An 18,290-nucleotide genomic window follows, 5' to 3' on the forward strand; every position below is an offset into this window, starting at 1 on the left:
GTTCATCGATATTCGAAGATCGACCTGAAGATGCCCGGCGCGATCACCGACAGCGGGTTGACGTCGAGCACGGGCTTGTTGGCATTGCCCCTGAGCCGATAGGTGACGCCGATCAGGCCGCGATCGCGACCATTGCCCAGCAGCGCGCCGACGATGGGCAATTCGCCGAAGATGCGGTTGAGGCCATAGACCGGCATGAAGGTACCGGTCATGTCCATATTGTTGTTCTGGTCGTAGAGGATGCCCTGGAACGTCGTGCCGATGCGCGGACCGCGCAGCACGCCATTGGCCAACTTCAGATAGCCGTTGCCTTTCTCGATCTCGGCATAACCTCGTTCGAACTTGACCCGCGATGTGTCGAGACTGCCCTTGACGGCCTGGTTGAGGCTGCGGTTGTCGCCGGCCGGCGTGGTCGAGACGATGGAGGCGAGCTTCGGTTCGTTGACGATGAAGAAGTTGCTGGTATCGACCTTGCCCTTCATAGGCCCGTCGCCGGCCCCCGTCAGCGCCAGCATGATCGAGCCGCCCTCCATGTGCTCGTAGACGTTCAGGAACCTCAGTATCGCGCCGGCGTCCGCTGACTTCACGTTGAGCGAGCGCCGGCCGTCCCCGGTTGTGTTGCTGATGGTGATGGCCGCGCCCGAACTCGCCGTGGCGCTGACCTTCAGCCCGTTCACCCTTGAGCCGGCCGCACTGTAGTCGAGCTTCAAATTGGACAGTTGCTCGTCATGGAAGCCGATGAGCTGCTCGACGTCGGCGCTGACGGAAATGTTGTCTGTTCCGGTCGTCTTGGTCGCGGTGTCCACATCGGACGTGAACTGCTTGATGAGCGAACGGGCGTCGAGCGCGTTGCCGTTTATGTCGACGACGTAGCCCTTGCCCGAACGCTTCACCGAAATCGCGACATCGTCACCCCGGTTCAACGTGACCTTGCCGAACTTGGCAGACGACAGGGCGCCGTTGACCAGCACGATGCTACCGTCGATGGAGAATGTTTTGCCGTCGAGGTTGAAATCGGACAGTGTCGTGGTGTCGCCGGCCTTGGTCATGACGAAGGTGACGTTGGCGGGAACCCCTGCCCCCTTGCTCCAGCCGGCCCAGGGAATGTCCAGCCTTGCATTGGTCAGGTCGGCCGAGACGTTCTGGTTGCCGCCGCCGCTCTTGTCGATCGCGACCTTCACCGTTCCGCCAAGCATCGGCGTCAGGCCTGGCATGGCCGCCGCGCGGACCTTGTCGTCGAGCACCAGGGCCACCTTGCGACTGCGCGCCGGCCCATTGTCCGCCAACGGCTCGATAAGGTTGAGTTCGGCCGGAATGCCGTTGAGCGATGCCTTGGCGGAGATCACCGCCTTTTCGGCGTCGACGGTTATCGAGCCGTCGGCATCCGTCACGGCCTGTCCCTCGAACGGCTTGGCCAGCGACAGGCCGGTGTAGTCGAGCGACACCAGCCAGTCGAGCTTCGACGTATCGACGCCGGACTGCAGTGGAATATCCGCCCGGACATGGCCGGTGACGCTGCCGGACAAATCCTCCGGCAGGAAGCCGACATGGCGCATGGCGTTGATCGGCTCGTAGGAGGCGAGTTCGGCGACAGCCGGCGCCTCGCCCTCCACATCGATGTCGAGTGCGCCGATCACCGGCGGGCGGTTCGCCGCCTTGACCGCCAGCGTACCGTTGCTGGCCGCCACGGTGCGGCCGCTGGGCATGAAGACGGTGCCCGAGGAGAGCGAAATATCGACGTCATTGCCGTGGAAGGCGACGACGCCGACCGCGTCGCGTATCGGCGGAATGCGGCCGGCCGTGTCAAAACGCGAGCCTTCGATCTGAAAGCGGCCGAACACCTCGTCGGCCGAAAGCGGCACGCCATTGCCGAGGCGACCCGGCACGACCTGGAACTGGAGATTGGCATCGACGACGCGGCCGCCAAACAGATTGTCCAGCACCCACAGCCGAGCGTTGCCGGCAGAGAACCAGGGCCACAGCTGCTTGACGTGCGAGACCGGCATGTCGTGAACGTTAAGCGCCAGATTGATACCGGGGGCCCTGCCGTCAACGAACGCCACGGCCGCGGTGCCGAGTACCTCGCCGGCAGCGGCGGACCGAACCGCGATCTGCTCGGCCACCAATTTATGGCTCCTGGTCTGATAGACGCCGGCGATGCGGGCGAGGAAAGTCAGCGCGGGCTCGGGCGATTCCGATGGCGCCAGGGTCGAACCGTCGCTGGTCAGGTCATAGCGGTAGGAGGGTTCCTCGCCCGCCGCCCCTGTCGCCGGCTTTGGCCCTATCGAGCCGCCAAAATTGAAAGAGGACCGGCCGGTCTTCAGCAGCAGCCTGTCGACCTGGATCTTGTTGCTGCCGTGGACAAGCGTCGCATCGACATCGACATCGGCCGGCAGCAAGCCGCGCGTGCCAAGATCGAGCACGGACCCGCTGGACGACACGGAGGCCGTCAGCCGTGATTCAATGGTGCCGGATCCTTCCGCTCCGGTCAGTTTCAACGCGATCGCGCCCAGCTTGCCCGCGCTGGTGTCGTCGGCGGATGACAGATCGACGCTCGCGGTCAGCGCCGTCACGCGATGCGCTGCCACATCCCGCGTGGCGGAGGCGGCAACCGTGACCTTCCTGCCGTCGACATCCGCCTCTGAGGAAAACTCCACAGCGCCCGGCCCCGATTGTACGACCGTGGCGTCGGCGATCTTGACCAGCTTGATCGCCTCCGCGTCGGGCAGCACGAATTCGACATTGCTGACATCGATCCGGCGCAGCGAATCCTCCCGCACGGCGTCGAGCGCCCGATGGATGTTGCCGAACAGCGCATCCGACAGCCTTTCCGGATCGACGAGGCCGTCCTCATTGCGCAATTGAGCTGTCCAGTCGCCGCCGGACGGCATCGCCGCTACAACGATGTGAGCATCCGATATCCTGGCGCTGGTGAGCCGCACCTCTCCCCAAAGAAGCGGGATGAGGCGCATGCCGAAGCGGACGCGGCCGGCATCCGCCATCGGTTTGCCGTCAGATGTCTTAAGGCTGACGTCGCTGACCTGAAGCGCCACGAAGCTCGAACCGTCGAGCGTGATGCGCGCAGGCCCGACCGCCACATCAACATCGACACCGGCGAGTTTCTCGATGGCGGTCTCCGCTTCCGCCCGAAGCCGCTCGGAGCCGACCCCGGATGCCCCGACCAGATAGACAACGACAGCGGCCAGGAACAAGAACGCGACCATGCCGGCGAACACACGCGACAGGACGCGGAAGCCGCGGCCGATCGACGCCTGACCGAGTGGTGGAACGCGGCATGCGGACGGCAAGGTCCCCAGGTCGGTGATCTCGTCACGCCTGAACCGGATCTTCTCGTGCTGCGGTTGCTCCTGATCCACGCAATCTTCCGTTGTACAAATTCGCTCGTGGACGAATCCCCGGTCGACACTATATCGGTGTGGCGTCGCGCGTAACCTCAAACAAGGGCATCGATATGGCTGACCTCGACGTGGGCGATCTTGCGCCGCAATTCGATCTGCCCCGGGATGGCGGCGGCTCGCTCAGCCTGGCCGCATCGGCCGGCAAACCCGTGGTGCTCTACTTCTATCCACAGGACGACACGACAAGCTGTACCCAGGAAGCGATCAGCTTTTCGCAGCTGAAACCGGAATTCGAGAAGGCAGGCGCTGTCGTGATCGGTCTGTCACCCGACAACGTCAAGAAGCACGACAAGTTCAAATCGAAATACAACCTCACCGTAGACCTCGCCGCGGACGAGGAGCGCAAGGTGATCGAGGCCTACCATCTGTGGGTCGAGAAATCGATGTATGGCCGCAAATATATGGGCGTCGAGCGCGCGACGTTCCTGATCGGCCGTGACGGGCGTATCGCCAGGATCTGGCGCAAGGTCCGGGTCAAGAACCATGCCGAGGAAGTGCTGGAGGCCGTTCGCGCGCTTTGAGCGTCAAAGGCGATGAAAGCAATCGACAGTCCCGCTCGTTCCGAAAGGAGCCGTCCTTACTCGTCTGACGTTTCCGCCTTCGGCTGCCGTTGTACCCTCCAGGATTTCGAAACCTGGTTCACGCGATCGGCCAGCGCGGCGAGATGACCGCGCAAGCCACGCGCGCCAATCATCGACGACAGCTTGACTGATTGCGTGGCGAAGCGCCGCTTGAAATCCTCGCCGCCGCAGAGAAAATCGACGGTGGTGAGCCTGCGGTCGAGCGACCACTGGATATAGTCTATCATCAGCACCATGCCCGGCGAGGCGCGCTCATATTCGGGATCATAGGTGGTGACGAAAGCCATCATAGTGCCGTGCTGCTCGAAATTGATCGAGACGGCGACGATCGTGTTGTCGAGTTCCAGTACGAAGATGCGCAACAGGCCGAGTTCGGCCAGCACCGAAACAAGCGCGGCAAGAACGGGCGAGCCCTCGTCGAACAGGTTGGAAGCGCGGCCATGTCGCGCGAGCCAGAGGCGCTTCAGCACCGCGACGCGCGCGAGCACCGGCTCGCGCGGGTCGTCCGCACCCAGCAGGCGGAAACGCAGTGCACCGTTTTCTTCCATGAACTTGCGGCCACGACGATAGTTCTGCCGCGCTTTCTTGGACAGCGCCTCGAACCATTCCGCCCCACTTTGCCAGGGACCAACGACACGGTAGCTGATCTCACTGCGCTGGTTGGGCCGAAGCGCCTTGCCCTGGTGCGAGGCCGGATCCAGCAAGGCCCGGATACCGGCATCCGGCAGCAGGCGATTGAGATAGACGAGGTCGAAGCCGCCGTGATCGAAAACATGCTGCCAGAGGCGGGGGATCACCCCCGGATCGCCGTCGGGCGCGACCAGGGCGTCGCCATAGTCGCTGTGATCCTTCGCCGCCCATTCGAGCATGCGGATGCCGGAGCGCCTGAACGTAGCGAGCGCGATCACGCCGTCGAGCCGATCGCCGTTCCAGGCAAGCCCGATCCTGAGCGTGCGCCGCTCCTGGTGCGGGGTGGTGCGCCACCAGGCCGCGATCCAGTCCGGGTGCTGGAAGACCAGCCCGCCGGCTCGCTGCCAGAGCGCGGTCCAGGCCGGTGCGATCTCGGCCAGGCGCGCGGCCGATGTCACGACCTCGAAGGTGCGTGTCCGCGGGATCGCCAGCACAAAGGGGGCGTTCACGGCCGTGTCCCTTCCGATGATCGCGAGGTCCGTGGCTTTGCAGGCCGGAGGCGCTTGGCAATATGCCCCCACATCCGCGTCAGTGGCATCACATAAAGGCCGGCGAGGGACTGGTAGTCGCGCACATTGCGGTCGACCAGTCCGAACTTGAAGTCCTCGTCCGGCCTCGGCACACACAATGTTCCGAAGAGCCGATCCCAGAACGAGAAGAGCAGCCCGAAATTCTTGTCGTAGTGGCGCGGATCGGTGCTGTGATGCAGTTGGTGCCAATGAGGGCACAGGATCACATTGTTGAGCGGGCCGAACGAAATCTTGAAATGCGTATGCCTGACGAAATCCATCATCAGAATGTTGCGCATGACATAGACGTTGACGCCAAAGACCGTCAGTTCGACAAGGTTCAGTGAAATCAGCGACCAGATGCCGAAACAGATGCCGACGATGAGGCCATCCCAGGCGCGATTCATCAGCTCGTCGAGCGGGTGGACCCGGTCCTTGGTGATCCCGACCATCACCTCGGCCGAGTGATGCACCTTGTGCAGTTCCCAAAGCACCGGATAGCGGTGCTGGGCGACGTGATAGAGATAATAGGAAATATCGTAGGCAAGCAGCATGGTGATGGTGAAGATCAGCACCGTCGCCGGTCCGGCCGGCCCCTTCACCAGAGGCGGCTGGAACTGGAAGAGTGTCGAGAACAGCCAATTGGTTGCGTACCCCACCGCCGAGACGAAGACTATTCCGGCAGGCAGCATCAGGAAGGGCATCAGGGCCTTCTTCGTCACCCAGAACAGCAGGTCGGCTTTCGCCGAGGGATGGGTGATGACCTCATGCGGGACAACGAACTCGAAGAATTCCTTCCAGCTCTTGTCCTCGACCGTGCGCCAATAGGCGACCAGCGCGCTGACAAAAGCAGTCGACAGCAAAAGCCCGGTCGCCAGCAAACTGGTGCCCGAGATCTTGTCGAGGACCTTGCCAACCAGATCGCCCAGCATTCCTGCCGCCCTAGTGAATCCCAAACCCCGGTATTGCTTCTATTCGAAAACCGTCAACTAAAAGCAATCGAAGACAGTTAAGGAAACGTAGACCTTGATCGCGACCGACAGGCCGCTCGGCTGGACACAGATTGCGCTCGTCGCCAATGATTTCATGGCATTACGGACGCTTGCTTAGCTGCTTTCATGCAATCCTTTGCCCGCGCCGCGTGCATTCGGCGCCGACCGGTCGGCCCGGCAAGCCTTTGTTAACCCTAATAATGTGTAATCAAGCTGTCGTGGTGTCGTAAACGAAAGCTTGGTCCCGTGAACGCAACCGGTCAGTCCGCAGTCTTCGGCAGGCGCAAGGAACCCCACACGGTCATCATTGCCCGCGGCAACGAGATCAGGCATTTCACGATCCGGCCCTGGCTCGCGGCATTCATCGGCTCCGCATTCGCCGCCATCGCCATCGGCTACCTCCTCGCCACCTCCTATCTGGTGCTGCGCGACGACCTGATCGGCGCCACCACCGCGCGCCAGGCGCGTATGCAGCAAGCCTATGAAGACCGCATCTCGGCGCTTCGCGCCCAGGTCGACCGCATCACCAGCCGCCAGTTGCTCGACCAGCAATTGATGGAAAACAAGGTCAGCGAACTGATCGAACGCCAGACACAGCTCAGCCAGCGCCACGGCCGTCTCGGACCATTGCTCGAGCGCGCCGAGAACGAGGTGGGAGCGGCACCCACCGAGGATCCGGCCGCCGCCGCCAAGCCGGACAAGCACGCCGAAGTGACTGGCAACATCAGCCAGCCCGCGCAGAATTATGCGGTCGCAAGCCTGGGTGCTGCCGATACCAGGCCGTTCTCCCTGTGGTCGACCCGCACGGATCCGGTGCCCAGCGATACAGCCGCCGATCGTGCCGACAAGCTGTTCGTCTCGATCAACCAGTCGCTGAAATCCATCGAAAACGAACAACTCACCCGTGTCAGCACGCTTGCGGACAATGCCTACAAGAGCGCCGATGCCATCCAGCAGGCGCTGCAGGCGGCCGGACTGCCGGTCGACAGCGATTTCGGCAAGAACGAAAGCGATGTCGGCGGTCCGCTGATCCCACTCGACAGTTCGATGATCTTCGACAGCAAGGTCAAGGAGCTGGACGAAGCACTGGACACGCTTGACCAATTGAAGAAGGAAGCGCGCCAGCTGCCGCTTGCCAACCCCGCCCCCGGCCACTCCGTCACCAGCCCGTACGGCGTGCGGACCGATCCCATCCTCGGCACGGCAGCACTCCATTCAGGCATGGATTTCAGGGCGCCGATCGGCATGGCCGCCAAGGTCACGGCGCCCGGCATCGTCACCAAGGCCGGCTGGAACGGCGGCTACGGCCGCATGGTGGAGGTCGACCACGGCAATGGCTTTGCGACCCGCTACGGGCATCTCAGCGAAATCGACGTGACCGTGGGCGAGAAGCTGGACGCCGGCGCCATCATCGGCAAGACCGGCAGCAGCGGCCGTTCGACGGGGCCGCATCTTCACTATGAAGTGCGCCACAATGGCGAAGCGATCGATCCCTTGCGCTTCCTCGCCGTCGGCAAGAAGGTGGCCCAGTACCTCTGAGGCGCGCCGGTCCTGACTTGATTGGCACATCATACCTCCCGAATAGATCTCCCGCCTTGATTTCGAGGTGGTGATCGCCATCCGTGCGGCCTTTCGGCCGCCTGCGGACCGCGCTGGAGCAGGCATCATGAGGCCGGCGCCACTCTCGCCGCAATTGTCCGTCGCCCTGCCCGTTCTTGGTGCTGCGTCGCTGCTGCTCGCCTGGCAGTATCTGCTGCCGCTTCTCGGCGTGCCGGCCTATATCGTGCCGACCCCTACAGCCATATCCGGCGTCTTCCAGAGAAATTTCGCGCTGCTGATGGATAATCTGAAGCCAACGCTTATCGAGGCGCTGTCCGGCTCCGTCATCGGCAATCTGGCCGCCGTGCTGCTGGCGGTGCTGTTCGTGCACAACCGCATCCTGCAGGCAACCTATTTTCCGATCGTGCTGTTCTTCAACACCATTCCGATCCTGGCCTTGTCGCCGATCATCATCCTGATCTTCGGGCTCGGCATGACGCCGAAGATCGTCATCGCGGCCGTGATCTGCTTCTTCCCGACGCTGGTGAACATGATCCGTGGCCTGGATTCGGCCAGCGACAATGAGCACGAGCTGTTTCGGGTGCGGTCGGCGACACGTTCCGAGATTTTCTGGAGCCTGCGGCTGCCGCGCGCACTGCCGATGCTGTTCTCCTCGCTCCGCATCGCTTCGGCGACGGCAGTGATCGGCGCCATCGTCGGCGAATGGATCGGCTCGGACAAGGGCCTCGGCGCCCTGATCATCCAGGCGAGCTTCAATTACCAGTCGGACCGCCTCTACGCGGCGATCGTGCTGTCGTCTTGCCTGTCGATCCTGCTGTTCTGTGCCGTGGTGCTGGTCGAGCGCCGGGTCATCAAATACTGAGCGGGCATCCTACCGGCTCGTGAGGCTTGCACCAGCCGGCTTTGGACCGTTTTGATCGGTCGGTATCGTGTGGCTACACGCCCCTTCACTATTTGACATGGATCTCTCGCGGGAACCTGGTCAAGGTCTCATGGCCGGCTTCGGTCACCAAAATGGTCTCGCTGACCTCGATGCCCCAACCGTCCATCCACATGCCGAGGATGGAGTGGACGACATTGCCGGGTTGAAGCACCGTCTTGTCGCCCGGCCTGAGGCTGATCGTATGTTCGCCCCAATCTGGCGGATAGGCGACGCCGATGGAATAGCCGATGCGCGATTCCTTCTTCAGCCCGTAACGTTGGATGACCTTGCGCCATGCAGCCTCGACCGCCTCGGCAGTCGTTCCCGGCCTCACCGCATCGAGCACCGCGGCCATGCCCTCGATCACCGCCTTTGCCGTGTCCGCGACCTGTGTCGGCGTCTTGCCGAGCTGCATGGTTCTCGCCAGCCCGGCGGCGTAGCGGCGGCAGACACCGGCGAGTTCCAGCGCGATCGTCTCGTTGTCTCCAAACCGCCGGTCGCTCCACATGATGTGCGGGGCTGAAGCGTTCTCGCCCCCGAGGATGGTCGGTGGGAGGGCCGTGATATCGCCGGCGAAGTCCGGGCTGCCGGCGATCTGCGCCGCCTGGATGGAGGCGATGGCGTCGCATTCGCGCACGCCTGGTGCGATCACTTCGAAGGCCCGCGCGACGGCCGCTTCGGCCAGGGTCGACGCCTTGCGCAGATAGGCGATTTCGGGCGCCGATTTGACCGCGCGGATCCAGTTCACCAGCAGATCGGCATCATGCCATTGCGCGTTGGGAAGACCGGCGACCAGCCGGGTGTGCGCTTTCGGCGAGAAATAATAGGCTTCGAGCTCGATGCCGACATGCCTGTTTCCCCACCCCTTGGCGACGATCCAGCGCGCGATCCAGTCCATGGGGTGGCGATCGGTGCGTTGCACGTGATCCTCCGGGAAGCCAACGACATTCTCGGGCTTCATCCAGGCCGTGAGCAGCCCGCCGGCCGCATCCATGGCGCGGCCGATCCAGACCGGCTCGACCTCCTCCAAGGGAACCAGCACCACCTGCGGCGTGTAGAATGACCAGCCATCATAGCCTGTGATGTAGTGCTGGTTGGCAACGTCGTTGACGACAAGGAGTTCGAGACCGCGCTTCGCCATCTCGGCGCGGATCTTGCGAAGCCGCCGTTCGTACTCGTCGCGGGCAAACGGCAATTCGATCATCTTTGCTCCATGCATTTTTCAACGGTTGCGAGCCTCGGCCACCATTGAAGCGGTTTCGCCATAGCGGCAATCGGCCAAGGACCGCACGTGAACAGGTCCTAGACCCGTGCGGCTCGCAGCCTCTATCGGGAAGATGCTGCTCTCGATTTATTTTTGAATTCCATTTGACTGAATAAATCTTTGATGCGAACCTTGCCTCAACCGGAGCGCAAGGCATGGCATTGCGGGGGACCAATCAGGAGTTCGGACGGCCGTACAACCGGCGGATCGTGCTCGAGTCCATCCGCCTGCATGGGCCGATCGCCCGCGGCGAAATCGCCAGCCGCGTCGGGCTGACCGTCCAGACCGTATCGACCATCGTTCGCGAACTGGAAGAACAGGGCTACATCCTCTCCTTGCGCGAGGAGCCCAAGGGGCGTGGCCTGCCGCCGGCGACGCTGCGCATCAATCCCGAGGGCGGCTATGCCGTCGGCATCCATATCACCCCACTCGGTATCGATGCCGCTTTGATCAATCTGAGCGGCGACGTGATCGCGAGCGTTTACCGCGAGGCACCGAACGCGACGCCCGACAATGCCTTCGAGCTGATCGGTGCGATGGTGATTGAATTGACCGGAATGCGGGCCGGCGGACGGCTGCTTGGGGTTGGCCTGGCCCTGCCCGGACCGTTCGGCGTCGAATCCATGAGCTTCGTCGGCCCGACGACCATGACGGGCTGGAAGGATGTGGCGCTGCGCGAGCGGCTGGCGGCCTCGACCGGACTGCCGGCCTTCTTCGAAACAGACATGGTTGCGGCGGCCATGGGCGAGCGGCTCTACGGCCTCGGCGCTCAATTCTCCGACTATTACTATCTCTATTTCGGTGTTGGCCTCGGCGGCGTCATGGTCCATGACGGTTCCGTGCAGCGCGGCGCCTGGGGAAATGCCGGCGAGGTCGGGCACATCCCTGTCGTTCCGGGCGGCGAGGCCTGTCCCTGCGGCAACCGGGGTTGCCTCGAAAGATACCTCTCGCTCGAGGCGCTTCGGCGCTGGAACGGCACAGAAGCGGACTGGGTCGCGGAAGTCGCGCCGATCTTTCACAATGCCGTCGCCGTCATCGAGAACCTGTTCGACCCCGAAACGGTCATCCTCGGCGGGCTGGCGTCCACCGACCTGCTGGAACGGCTGGCCGGTTCGACGGGCGGCCTGCACAACTCCGTCTCGGCCCGCAAGGACCGCATCGCGCCCCGGCTGATGGTCGCACGCGGCGGACAACATTCGGTGCTGCGCGGCGCCGCTGCCCTTGCGGTTTCCGGTGTGCTGTCGCCGCGCTTCGGCCAGATGTTCGCCGCCGAGCGCGAACGCGGCCGCGATCTTCTGACGGCCAAGGAGATTGCGGCATGAGCGAACCGCTGCTGGTGCTCGACAACGTCACCAAGAACTATGGCGCGATCGAAGCGCTGAAGGGGATCAGCTTCTCCATCGGCAAGGGCGAGGTCGTGGCGTTGCTGGGCGACAACGGCGCCGGCAAATCCACGCTGGTCAAGATCATATCAGGCGGACTGGAGCCGACCTCGGGCCGCATGCTCTTCGAAGGCAAGGAGTTTCTCGCGAGGTCGCCGGCCGAGGCCAAGGCGGCGGGTATCGAAACCGTCTACCAGGACCTGTCGCTCTGCACCAATGTCGACGTGGTGGCGAATTTCTTCATGGGCCGCGAAATCACCAGGAAGGTGCTCGGCATTCCCGTGCTCGACGAGCGCGCCATGGAGGCCGTCGTCTCCAAGGCGCTGGCCAGCGCCGGCACCCGCATTCCGTCGCTGCGCACCAAGGTCGAGCATCTCTCGGGCGGCCAGCGGCAAGCCATCGAACTCAACCGTTTTGTCCACTGGGGCGGCAAGCTGGTGCTGCTCGACGAGCCGTTCGCGGCGCTGGGCGTCGAGCAGACGCGGCGCGGTCTCGACATGATCCGCCAAGTGGCGGGCCAGGGCATCGGCGTCGTCATCATCACCCACATCATGCAGCAGGCTTTCCAGGTCGCCGACCGGATCGTGGTGATCCGGCAAGGCGTCGTGGCGGGCGATGTCGCCAGAAACAAAACAAGTCCCGATGCGGTGATCAACATGATCACCGGGGAGACGCCTGCCGGTGCCGGACCGGCAGGCTGAGGGACAAAAGAGGGGTCCGGCTTAACAGGGAGCCAACGACATGAAGCGAATACTTCTTGCTGTCTTCGGCATCCTTGCACTGGCCTTTGCCACGCTCACGCCGGCATTCGCCCAGTCCAAGGGTGTCGTCTACTATCTTGTGCCGACACTGCTCGACGAATTCCAGACCGGCTCGGTGACCGCGCTGGAGCTGTTCCTCAAGCAGGCCGGTTATGAGTTCAAGTCACTGAACGCCGACAACAAGACCGATGCCCAGCAATCGCAGATGAACGACGTCATCGCACTAAAGCCGGCGGCCATTGTCCTCGCGGCTGTCGACTTCAACGCGCTGAAACCGTCCATCGAGGCCGCCCGTGCCGCCGGTATCCCGGTGGTCGAGTTCGACCGCCAGATCACTTCGACACCATCCGACTTCACGTCAGTCGCCGGAACGGTGGAAATCGGCCATGTCGCCGCCGACCAGGCCGAAAAGCTGTTGAAGGCCAAGAACGGCTCGGTGAAGGGCAAGGTGCTGCAGGTGCTCGGCGATCCAGGCGATCCCTACACGCTCGACATCCAGAAAGGCTTCGAAGACAAGATGAAGGCGTTTCCGGACGTCAAGATCATCTCGCTTCCGGCCATGCAGTGGGAAGCCAGCAACGCCGGCACCATCGTCGCCGACCAGATGCTGGCCAATCCCGACATCGACCTGATCTTCAGCCATGCCGCGCACCTCTCGGTGGCCGCCGTCGCCTCGCTCGAGGCCGCCGGCAAGAAGCCGGGCGACGTCATGCTGATGAGCTCGAACGGCGCTCCGGTCGGCCTCGACCTGATCCGCAAGGGCTGGCTCAATGTCGAAGTCGAGCAGCCGCTCTACGCGCAGGCCGCCGCCGTCGCCATGTTCATGGACAAGGTGGTCAAGAAGCAAGAGATCAAGCCCGGTGAATATGACGTGATCGGCCTGAAATCGACCGTGACCAAGGAAGCCTGGGGACCGAACATAAAGATCCCCGGTGCCGCCATCACCAAGGAAAATGTCGACAACCCGGCTTTCTGGGGCAACCAGAAGCCGCCGACGGACGCCATTAAACCCGTCGAGTAGTCCTGTCGTACGGAGCGCTCCGGGCCATCGCGGTCCGGAGCCAATCCTTCGCAAATCGCGCCATTCGGAAGATCGAATTGATTCTTTCGGGCCATGCACAAGTCGGATCAGCCCCATGAACCCCCGCACCCGCCATGCCCTGGAGCTCGTCCTCGACAACCTCGTCTGGTTCATGCTGGTCTTCGTGCTGGTGGTGTTTTCCATCTTCATCCCGAACTATTTCCAGCTCGGAATCTTCGCCAACATCATCGAGGCTTCGAGCGTGCTCGGCGTCATGTCGATCGGCCTGGCACTGGTCATCATCGCCGGCCACATGGATCTGTCGGTCGAATCCGTCGCCGCGCTCAGCGCCATGGCGGTCGGCATCCTGTTCTGCTCATCCGGAATCGGGCTTGGCGTCCAACTGCATCCGGAATGGCTGATGGTTCCGGTGTCGCTGCTGCTGGCGCTGGCCGTGGGGTGCCTGATCGGAGCCTTCAACGGGTTCTTGGTCGTCAAGGTGAAGATGAGCGCCTTCATCATCACGCTGGCCTCCTACATCTGGGTGCGCGGCTTGGTGCTGGTGATTTCGGGCGGCCGCTCGGCGCAGGATCTTGCACCGGCGATCCGCTGGTTCGGCATCCAGCGGCTGATCGGCCTGCCGCTCACTGCCTGGATCGCCATCGCCTGTTTCGTCGTCTTCTCGCTGATCATGGCCAAGACGCCGTTTGGCAGGCACCTGGTGATGATCGGCGGCAACGAGACGGCGACCTTCCGGGCCGGCATCCGGGTGAACCGCAACCTTATCATCGCCTTCGTGCTTGCCGGCGCCATTGCCGGCCTTGCCGGCTGGCTGCTGGCCATCCGCACCTCCGGCGCCACCGCAAATCTCGGCGTCGGCCTTCTGTTCAACGCCTTTGCCGCGGTCGTCATCGGCGGCGTCAGCCTGAAGGGCGGTGTCGGCACCCTGCCCGGCGTCTACGCCGGCGTGCTTCTCCTCTCGGCCATCAACACGGCGATCAATCTGATGGGGCTGCCGGCCAATTTCACCCAGGTCATCCACGGACTGCTGGTGCTGGCGGCGGTGCTCCTCGACGCATTCAAGCAAACCATTCGCCAGAGACTGGCATGACAGGACCGCTCGCATGACCGAACGACTGAAAGACAAGGTGGCGCTGATCGTCGGCGGGGCGCGCGGCATCGGCAAGGGCATCGCACTGCGCTTTGCCGAAGAAGGCGCAAGGTTGGTGCTGGCCGACAGCGAGGCGGAGGCCGGGCAAGCGACCGCCGATGAACTCGGTGTCCCCTTCATCGGCACCGACATTTCGCAAATGGCCGACGCCGAGGCCGCGGTGACATTGGCGCTGACCCATCACGGCCGGCTCGACATCATCGTACAAAATGCCGGCGTCTATCCCTGGCAATTGATCGAGAACACCAGCACCGACGACTGGGATCGCGTGATGGCCGTCAATCTGCGCGGCACCTTCAATGCCACCCGCGCAGCCCTGGTGCCGATGAAGGCGCAGCGCTCCGGACGCATGCTCTACACCTCCTCCATCACCGGGCCGCATGTCACTAGTCCCGGCCACGGCCATTATTCGGCGACAAAGGCAGGCATCAACGGCTTCATCCGGGCAGCGGCGCTGGAGTTCTCCGGCTACGGCATCACCGTCAACGGTGTCGAACCCGGCAACATCCTGACCGAAGCCATCCAGCAGCATCGCGGCGCCGCCTATATCAAGAACATGGAGGATTCCATCCCGCTCGGCCGGCTCGGCAGCCCGCGCGACGTCGCCAATGCCTTCCTGTTCCTCGCCTCCGACGACGCCAGCTACATCACCGGAACGACCATCGTCGTCGATGGCGGGCAATTGCTGCCCGAGGGCAAGGATTTCCGCATGGCGCCGCCCTGAGGGCTCAGGTCTTGCGGACGACGACGCGGGAGAGATCAGCTCGGAAGAAGCGTCAGGACGCCCGCACCTTGTGACCTACAACCCCTCACCTATGAAAAACCCGCCACGGGAGCGACCCGCGGCGGGCTTTTTGGAGTGGCTACATCCCGGGGGGAATCGACCGCTGCTGGTTGCATTGTGCACCGCGTGACCATCTCAGCCTATGGTGTGATCGCGGAAGGCAGGGCCAGCCATCACCTGTTGTTGCGCCGAAAAGCCCTCGCACCCTTGCCGAGCGACCTGGCAGCCTTCTCGGCGTCCTGCCAGCCTTTCAGCTTGATCGTCTTGCCCGTGCCAAGCACAGAGGACAAAAAGAACTGCTCGATCTCCTGGCGCAAATCCTGCGGCAAATGGTCGGCAGCCACGGGCTTGTCCGGCGCATCCTCCTTGCGCGGGCAGAAAATATAACGATCGTTGCGGATGACCGCCCCATGAGGGTCTTTCTGCTTCACCCGCAATGCACCGAGCAGATCGCATTTGATGACCACGCCGGGCGCCGTGGCGGCCTGGTGGATCACCATCCCGTCGAGCGGATCGCCATCCTCCCCGACGGTCGAAGGGACGAACCCCCAATCGTATGGGTATGTGTTGCCGACCGGCAGCGGTCTTGAATATTGAAAGACGCCCGTCTTGGGGTCGTAGGCAAGCTTGGCGGCTGCGCCGCGCGGCGTTTCGACGACCACGCGAAAAAGGTTCCGCGACTTCGTAGGGAGTTTCAGAAAGTTTGTCATGGCTCGTGCATCCAGTGCCCAGATCGCAGTAGCACGCGCGAACAGGCAAAAGGTTCCCGCGTGGTCAACCGATGAACGGAACCTGGAGCCGATACGAATGTTCAACATTGGCGTGGAAAGGGAGAGTGTGATGGCTAAGGTTTCGCCGCATCCCCTGAAGGGGACCGGCTATGTGATCTCGACGATCAGCGTGATTTTGCTGGCGGTGGTCAGCTGGAAAAGTGCCTCGCAAGACCCGGTGCTTGCGGCATGCCTGTTGGGCGGCGCCGCGACATCGATTGCGGGCATGTGCTGCCGCTGGGCATCCTATGCTATCGAAAAGCGGCAGAACAAAATGTAGCGCGCCGGCCTTGTCCAGTCGATGTGGCGCAGCCTTGCCCCTGATTGCGCGCCGCGCAAACAAGGGAATGTCCTGTCTCCGGACGGGCCAAATCGCATTTTCAAGACAACGTGGAATGGTGGGCGATGACGGGCTCGAACCGCCGACATCTTCGGTGTAAACGAAGCGCTCTACCAACTGAGCTAATCGCCCGCTCCGGCGCGGACCTTTAAGCGGTCGGGACCGGCTTCGCAAGGCCAAATGAACAGCTGGCGCCCTGTCCGCGGGCCCGATTTGCGAACAAAACGCCGGCTGTCAAAAAACCTTCTCCAGTTTGTTGTTATGATGGTTTGGTGCGCTTGACACCCGATGGCGAACCCCTTATCCAGCGCCCCAACGACGAACACGGCTGACACGTGCTCGTCAATGCGCGGGTGTAGCTCAGTTGGTTAGAGTGCCGGCCTGTCACGCCGGAGGTCGCGGGTTCGAGCCCCGTCACTCGCGCCATTTCCCTCAAGGATCGCGATCCTTGGCACAGGGAAATGCCGACATGAATTGTCAGAATCCACTTTCAGAAATGAAGTGCCAGGACGGGCCTTTGTACCCTGTCGCCGTCGATGATCGTTCGTCGCCGCCGTGCGAATCGTTCGCGGCAGACTGTTTCGCAGCCGGCCTTAAAATTCAGACACGCCCGCGCGGCGATCTGGCAAACGCAACGCCAGTCCAATAGGCTGAAAAGCAGCTCCTGGAACGAGTCGGGCTCGAGCGGCGTTTGACGTTGCGAATCCCACTTGCGGATTTGCCCACAAAGCGCTGGATTCATTTCGCAGGTAGCGGAGTTGCATTAGTAGGCTGCCTGAACGGCATGGAGGACTTATCGTGTCAATCGCACCAAAAATTCCTATGCGCACACTATTCACGCTCATGTACCTTGGCGGCGCGACGACGGTCGCCACCGCGCTTTTCCCGGAGACCGCGTCGGCCGACCGGTTGCAGCAATGCGCGCGCGAGGGCGGAATCTGCCGTCTGCCATATCCCGCCGAAGTGGTCTACGGCGCCCGGGGCCGCACGACCTCGCGCTATTTCGAGCGAGACGCGGTGCCGTGTTCAAATCGCGTTTTTGGCGACCCGGCGCCGGGCATCCCAAAGTCGTGTTTCATCGTGATGCGCGGCCGGGACCAGTCGAATGACAATTACGACGAACCCCGTCGCGAGAGATGGGCAGTCTGTGCCGATGAAGGCGATTACTGCGATTTCTATGGCCGCAAGGTGGTCAGGTACGGGGCACGCGGCCAATTCACGCAGGACGTGTTCCGCAACGGCGTCCAATGCGACAATGATACGTTCGGCGATCCCGCTCCCGGTCGTGAAAAGCGCTGCTACGTCAGGCAATAGCTGATCGGGCTATCGCTGGATGGACATCCAGGGCAGTTTGTCGTTTCACGGACGCGGCGAACTGCCCTCGCTCTTTGTTTGCCGCAATTCCCAGGGGAAAGCGCTACGCACTTTTCATAGGGTTACCCTGGGATTGGAACAGCCTATGGTGCGGCTGGCCGGCGTGCCTCACCCCTTCGCCAGGAGTGCCTCGACCTCTTGCAGCGTCGGCATCGACGGGGCGGTGCCGGGTCGCGTCACCGAGATGCCGGCGACGGCGCAGGCGAAGCGCACCGCCTGCAGCGGCTCCACGCCTCGCGACAGCGCCGCGGCGAAGCCGCCGTTGAAGGCATCGCCAGCGCCGGTGGTTTCGACCACCGGCCCGGCGCTGATGGCGGGGACATGCTCGGAGCGTTCCTTCGAGTGCAGCAGCGCGCCCTTGTCGCCCAGCGTGACGATGACGGTGCCGACCCCCTTTTCGAGCAGCTTGCCGGCGGCGGCCCGCGCCTCATCGACTGAAGTGACCTTCAGTCCGGTCAATTCCTCCGTCTCGGTCTCGTTCGGCGTGAGATAGTCGCAGAGCGCGTAGATTCGGTCGGGAAGCTTTGCCGCGGGAGCAGGGTTCAGGATGGTCGTCACCCCTGCCTCGCGCGCGATCTCCAGCGCCCGCATCGCCGCATCGATCGGCTGTTCGAGCTGGGTTACGAAGACGCCGGCACCACGAATCAACGCGGCATTGGCCTCAATATCGGCCGGCGAGATCAACATGGCCGCACCCGGGCTGACGATGATGGCGTTGTTGCCACTTCCCTCCTCGACGAAGATGTAGGC

At 62.9% G+C, this 18,290-nt stretch carries 16 protein-coding genes and 2 tRNA genes; 11 read left to right on the forward strand and 7 right to left on the reverse strand.

The window, feature by feature from the left end:
• Positions 1 to 2: 2 nt before the first annotated feature.
• Positions 3 to 3,377 carry a DUF3971 domain-containing protein gene (locus C1D09_RS11630; protein ID WP_143974402.1) on the reverse strand — a complete coding sequence of 1,125 codons (3,375 nt, stop codon included), beginning with the start codon at positions 3,375 to 3,377 and terminating at the stop codon, positions 3 to 5.
• Positions 3,378 to 3,472: 95 nt separating this feature from the next.
• Between C1D09_RS11630 and C1D09_RS11635 the strand changes: the two genes are divergently transcribed.
• Entirely contained in the window at positions 3,473 to 3,940 is a 468-nt protein-coding gene (locus tag C1D09_RS11635; RefSeq protein WP_143974404.1) for a peroxiredoxin, read from the forward strand.
• A 56-nt stretch (positions 3,941 to 3,996) separates the two neighbouring features.
• Here the strand turns inward: C1D09_RS11635 and C1D09_RS11640 are convergent, their stop codons facing one another.
• Together C1D09_RS11640 and C1D09_RS11645 are read right to left on the reverse strand one after the other, a co-directional pair.
• Complete coding sequence (locus C1D09_RS11640) at positions 3,997 to 5,139, reverse strand: GNAT family N-acetyltransferase (RefSeq protein WP_143974406.1); 1,143 nt, start codon at positions 5,137 to 5,139, stop codon at positions 3,997 to 3,999.
• Positions 5,136 to 6,131 carry a sterol desaturase family protein gene (locus C1D09_RS11645; RefSeq protein ID WP_143974408.1) on the reverse strand — a complete coding sequence of 332 codons (996 nt, stop codon included), beginning with the start codon at positions 6,129 to 6,131 and terminating at the stop codon, positions 5,136 to 5,138. The genes C1D09_RS11640 and C1D09_RS11645 overlap by 4 nt, the downstream gene beginning before the upstream one ends.
• A gap of 306 nt (positions 6,132 to 6,437) precedes the next feature.
• Between C1D09_RS11645 and C1D09_RS11650 the strand changes: the two genes are divergently transcribed.
• Both C1D09_RS11650 and C1D09_RS11655 read left to right on the forward strand, forming a co-directional pair.
• Positions 6,438 to 7,730 carry a M23 family metallopeptidase gene (locus C1D09_RS11650; RefSeq protein ID WP_143974410.1) on the forward strand — a complete coding sequence of 431 codons (1,293 nt, stop codon included), beginning with the start codon at positions 6,438 to 6,440 and terminating at the stop codon, positions 7,728 to 7,730.
• 127 nt (positions 7,731 to 7,857) lie between these two features.
• Complete coding sequence (locus tag C1D09_RS11655) at positions 7,858 to 8,613, forward strand: ABC transporter permease (protein WP_143974412.1); 756 nt, start codon at positions 7,858 to 7,860, stop codon at positions 8,611 to 8,613.
• 88 nt (positions 8,614 to 8,701) lie between these two features.
• On the opposite strand, the gene C1D09_RS11660 is transcribed toward C1D09_RS11655, so the two are convergent.
• A complete protein-coding gene (locus tag C1D09_RS11660; RefSeq protein ID WP_143974414.1) occupies positions 8,702 to 9,877 on the reverse strand; it encodes a M24 family metallopeptidase in 1,176 nt (391 codons plus the stop codon).
• A gap of 215 nt (positions 9,878 to 10,092) precedes the next feature.
• Between C1D09_RS11660 and C1D09_RS11665 the strand changes: the two genes are divergently transcribed.
• The 5 genes from C1D09_RS11665 to C1D09_RS11685 all read left to right on the forward strand — a co-directional run bounded on the left by C1D09_RS11665 (position 10,093) and on the right by C1D09_RS11685 (position 14,996).
• Positions 10,093 to 11,259, forward strand: coding sequence for an ROK family transcriptional regulator (locus C1D09_RS11665; RefSeq protein ID WP_143974416.1), 1,167 nt, complete (start codon positions 10,093 to 10,095; stop codon positions 11,257 to 11,259).
• Entirely contained in the window at positions 11,256 to 12,020 is a 765-nt protein-coding gene (locus C1D09_RS11670; protein WP_143974419.1) for an ATP-binding cassette domain-containing protein, read from the forward strand. Before C1D09_RS11665 ends, C1D09_RS11670 begins: the two co-directional genes overlap by 4 nt.
• A 40-nt stretch (positions 12,021 to 12,060) precedes the next feature.
• The gene (locus tag C1D09_RS11675; RefSeq protein ID WP_143974420.1) at positions 12,061 to 13,101 is read left to right on the forward strand and encodes a sugar ABC transporter substrate-binding protein; all 1,041 of its coding nucleotides are present in this window, start codon (positions 12,061 to 12,063) and stop codon (positions 13,099 to 13,101) included.
• Positions 13,102 to 13,216: 115 nt separating this feature from the next.
• On the forward strand, positions 13,217 to 14,212 hold the full coding sequence (locus C1D09_RS11680; protein WP_143974422.1) for an ABC transporter permease: 996 nt from the start codon (positions 13,217 to 13,219) through the stop codon (positions 14,210 to 14,212).
• A gap of 13 nt (positions 14,213 to 14,225) precedes the next feature.
• Positions 14,226 to 14,996, forward strand: a complete 771-nt coding sequence (locus C1D09_RS11685; RefSeq protein ID WP_143974424.1) for an SDR family NAD(P)-dependent oxidoreductase — start codon at positions 14,226 to 14,228, stop codon at positions 14,994 to 14,996.
• A 233-nt stretch (positions 14,997 to 15,229) separates the two neighbouring features.
• Here C1D09_RS11685 and C1D09_RS11690 read toward each other — a convergent pair whose 3' ends face one another.
• Positions 15,230 to 15,871, reverse strand: a complete 642-nt coding sequence (locus tag C1D09_RS11690; protein WP_246135712.1) for an inorganic diphosphatase — start codon at positions 15,869 to 15,871, stop codon at positions 15,230 to 15,232.
• Here C1D09_RS11690 and C1D09_RS11695 point away from each other — a divergent pair.
• Positions 15,864 to 16,106 (forward strand): hypothetical protein, encoded by a 243-nt coding sequence (locus C1D09_RS11695; protein WP_143974426.1) that lies wholly within the window; start codon positions 15,864 to 15,866, stop codon positions 16,104 to 16,106. The two genes, C1D09_RS11690 and C1D09_RS11695, sit on opposite strands and share 8 nt — an antisense overlap.
• A 116-nt stretch (positions 16,107 to 16,222) precedes the next feature.
• Here the strand turns inward: C1D09_RS11695 and C1D09_RS11700 are convergent.
• Positions 16,223 to 16,298, reverse strand: a tRNA-Val gene (locus tag C1D09_RS11700).
• A gap of 217 nt (positions 16,299 to 16,515) precedes the next feature.
• Here C1D09_RS11700 and C1D09_RS11705 point away from each other — a divergent pair.
• Positions 16,516 to 16,592 (forward strand) — tRNA-Asp (locus C1D09_RS11705).
• A gap of 396 nt (positions 16,593 to 16,988) precedes the next feature.
• The gene (locus C1D09_RS11710; protein ID WP_246135713.1) at positions 16,989 to 17,480 is read left to right on the forward strand and encodes a hypothetical protein; all 492 of its coding nucleotides are present in this window, start codon (positions 16,989 to 16,991) and stop codon (positions 17,478 to 17,480) included.
• Between the two features lie 168 nt (positions 17,481 to 17,648).
• Here C1D09_RS11710 and C1D09_RS11715 read toward each other — a convergent pair.
• Positions 17,649 to 18,290: ribokinase (locus C1D09_RS11715; protein WP_143974427.1), on the reverse strand; the 642-nt coding region annotated here is incomplete at its 5' end.

It is taken from the genome of Mesorhizobium intechi, from assembly GCF_002879535.1.
GTDB lineage: Bacteria > Pseudomonadota > Alphaproteobacteria > Rhizobiales > Rhizobiaceae > Mesorhizobium > Mesorhizobium intechi.

Excerpts from the sequence above, each read along its gene's own strand:
- C1D09_RS11665 (WP_143974416.1), top strand. The coding sequence starts at position 10,093 with ATGGCATTGCGGGGGACCAATCAGGAGTTCGGACGGCCGTACAACCGG.
- C1D09_RS11670 (WP_143974419.1), top strand. The coding sequence starts at position 11,256 with ATGAGCGAACCGCTGCTGGTGCTCGACAACGTCACCAAGAACTATGGC.
- C1D09_RS11710 (WP_246135713.1), top strand. The coding sequence starts at position 16,989 with ATGCGCACACTATTCACGCTCATGTACCTTGGCGGCGCGACGACGGTC.
- C1D09_RS11695 (WP_143974426.1), top strand. The coding sequence starts at position 15,864 with ATGTTCAACATTGGCGTGGAAAGGGAGAGTGTGATGGCTAAGGTTTCG.
- C1D09_RS11685 (WP_143974424.1), top strand. The coding sequence starts at position 14,226 with ATGACCGAACGACTGAAAGACAAGGTGGCGCTGATCGTCGGCGGGGCG.
- C1D09_RS11660 (WP_143974414.1), bottom strand. The coding sequence starts at position 9,877 with ATGATCGAATTGCCGTTTGCCCGCGACGAGTACGAACGGCGGCTTCGC.
- C1D09_RS11655 (WP_143974412.1), top strand. The coding sequence starts at position 7,858 with ATGAGGCCGGCGCCACTCTCGCCGCAATTGTCCGTCGCCCTGCCCGTT.
- C1D09_RS11680 (WP_143974422.1), top strand. The coding sequence starts at position 13,217 with ATGAACCCCCGCACCCGCCATGCCCTGGAGCTCGTCCTCGACAACCTC.
- C1D09_RS11675 (WP_143974420.1), top strand. The coding sequence starts at position 12,061 with ATGAAGCGAATACTTCTTGCTGTCTTCGGCATCCTTGCACTGGCCTTT.
- C1D09_RS11645 (WP_143974408.1), bottom strand. The coding sequence starts at position 6,131 with ATGCTGGGCGATCTGGTTGGCAAGGTCCTCGACAAGATCTCGGGCACC.
- C1D09_RS11635 (WP_143974404.1), top strand. The coding sequence starts at position 3,473 with ATGGCTGACCTCGACGTGGGCGATCTTGCGCCGCAATTCGATCTGCCC.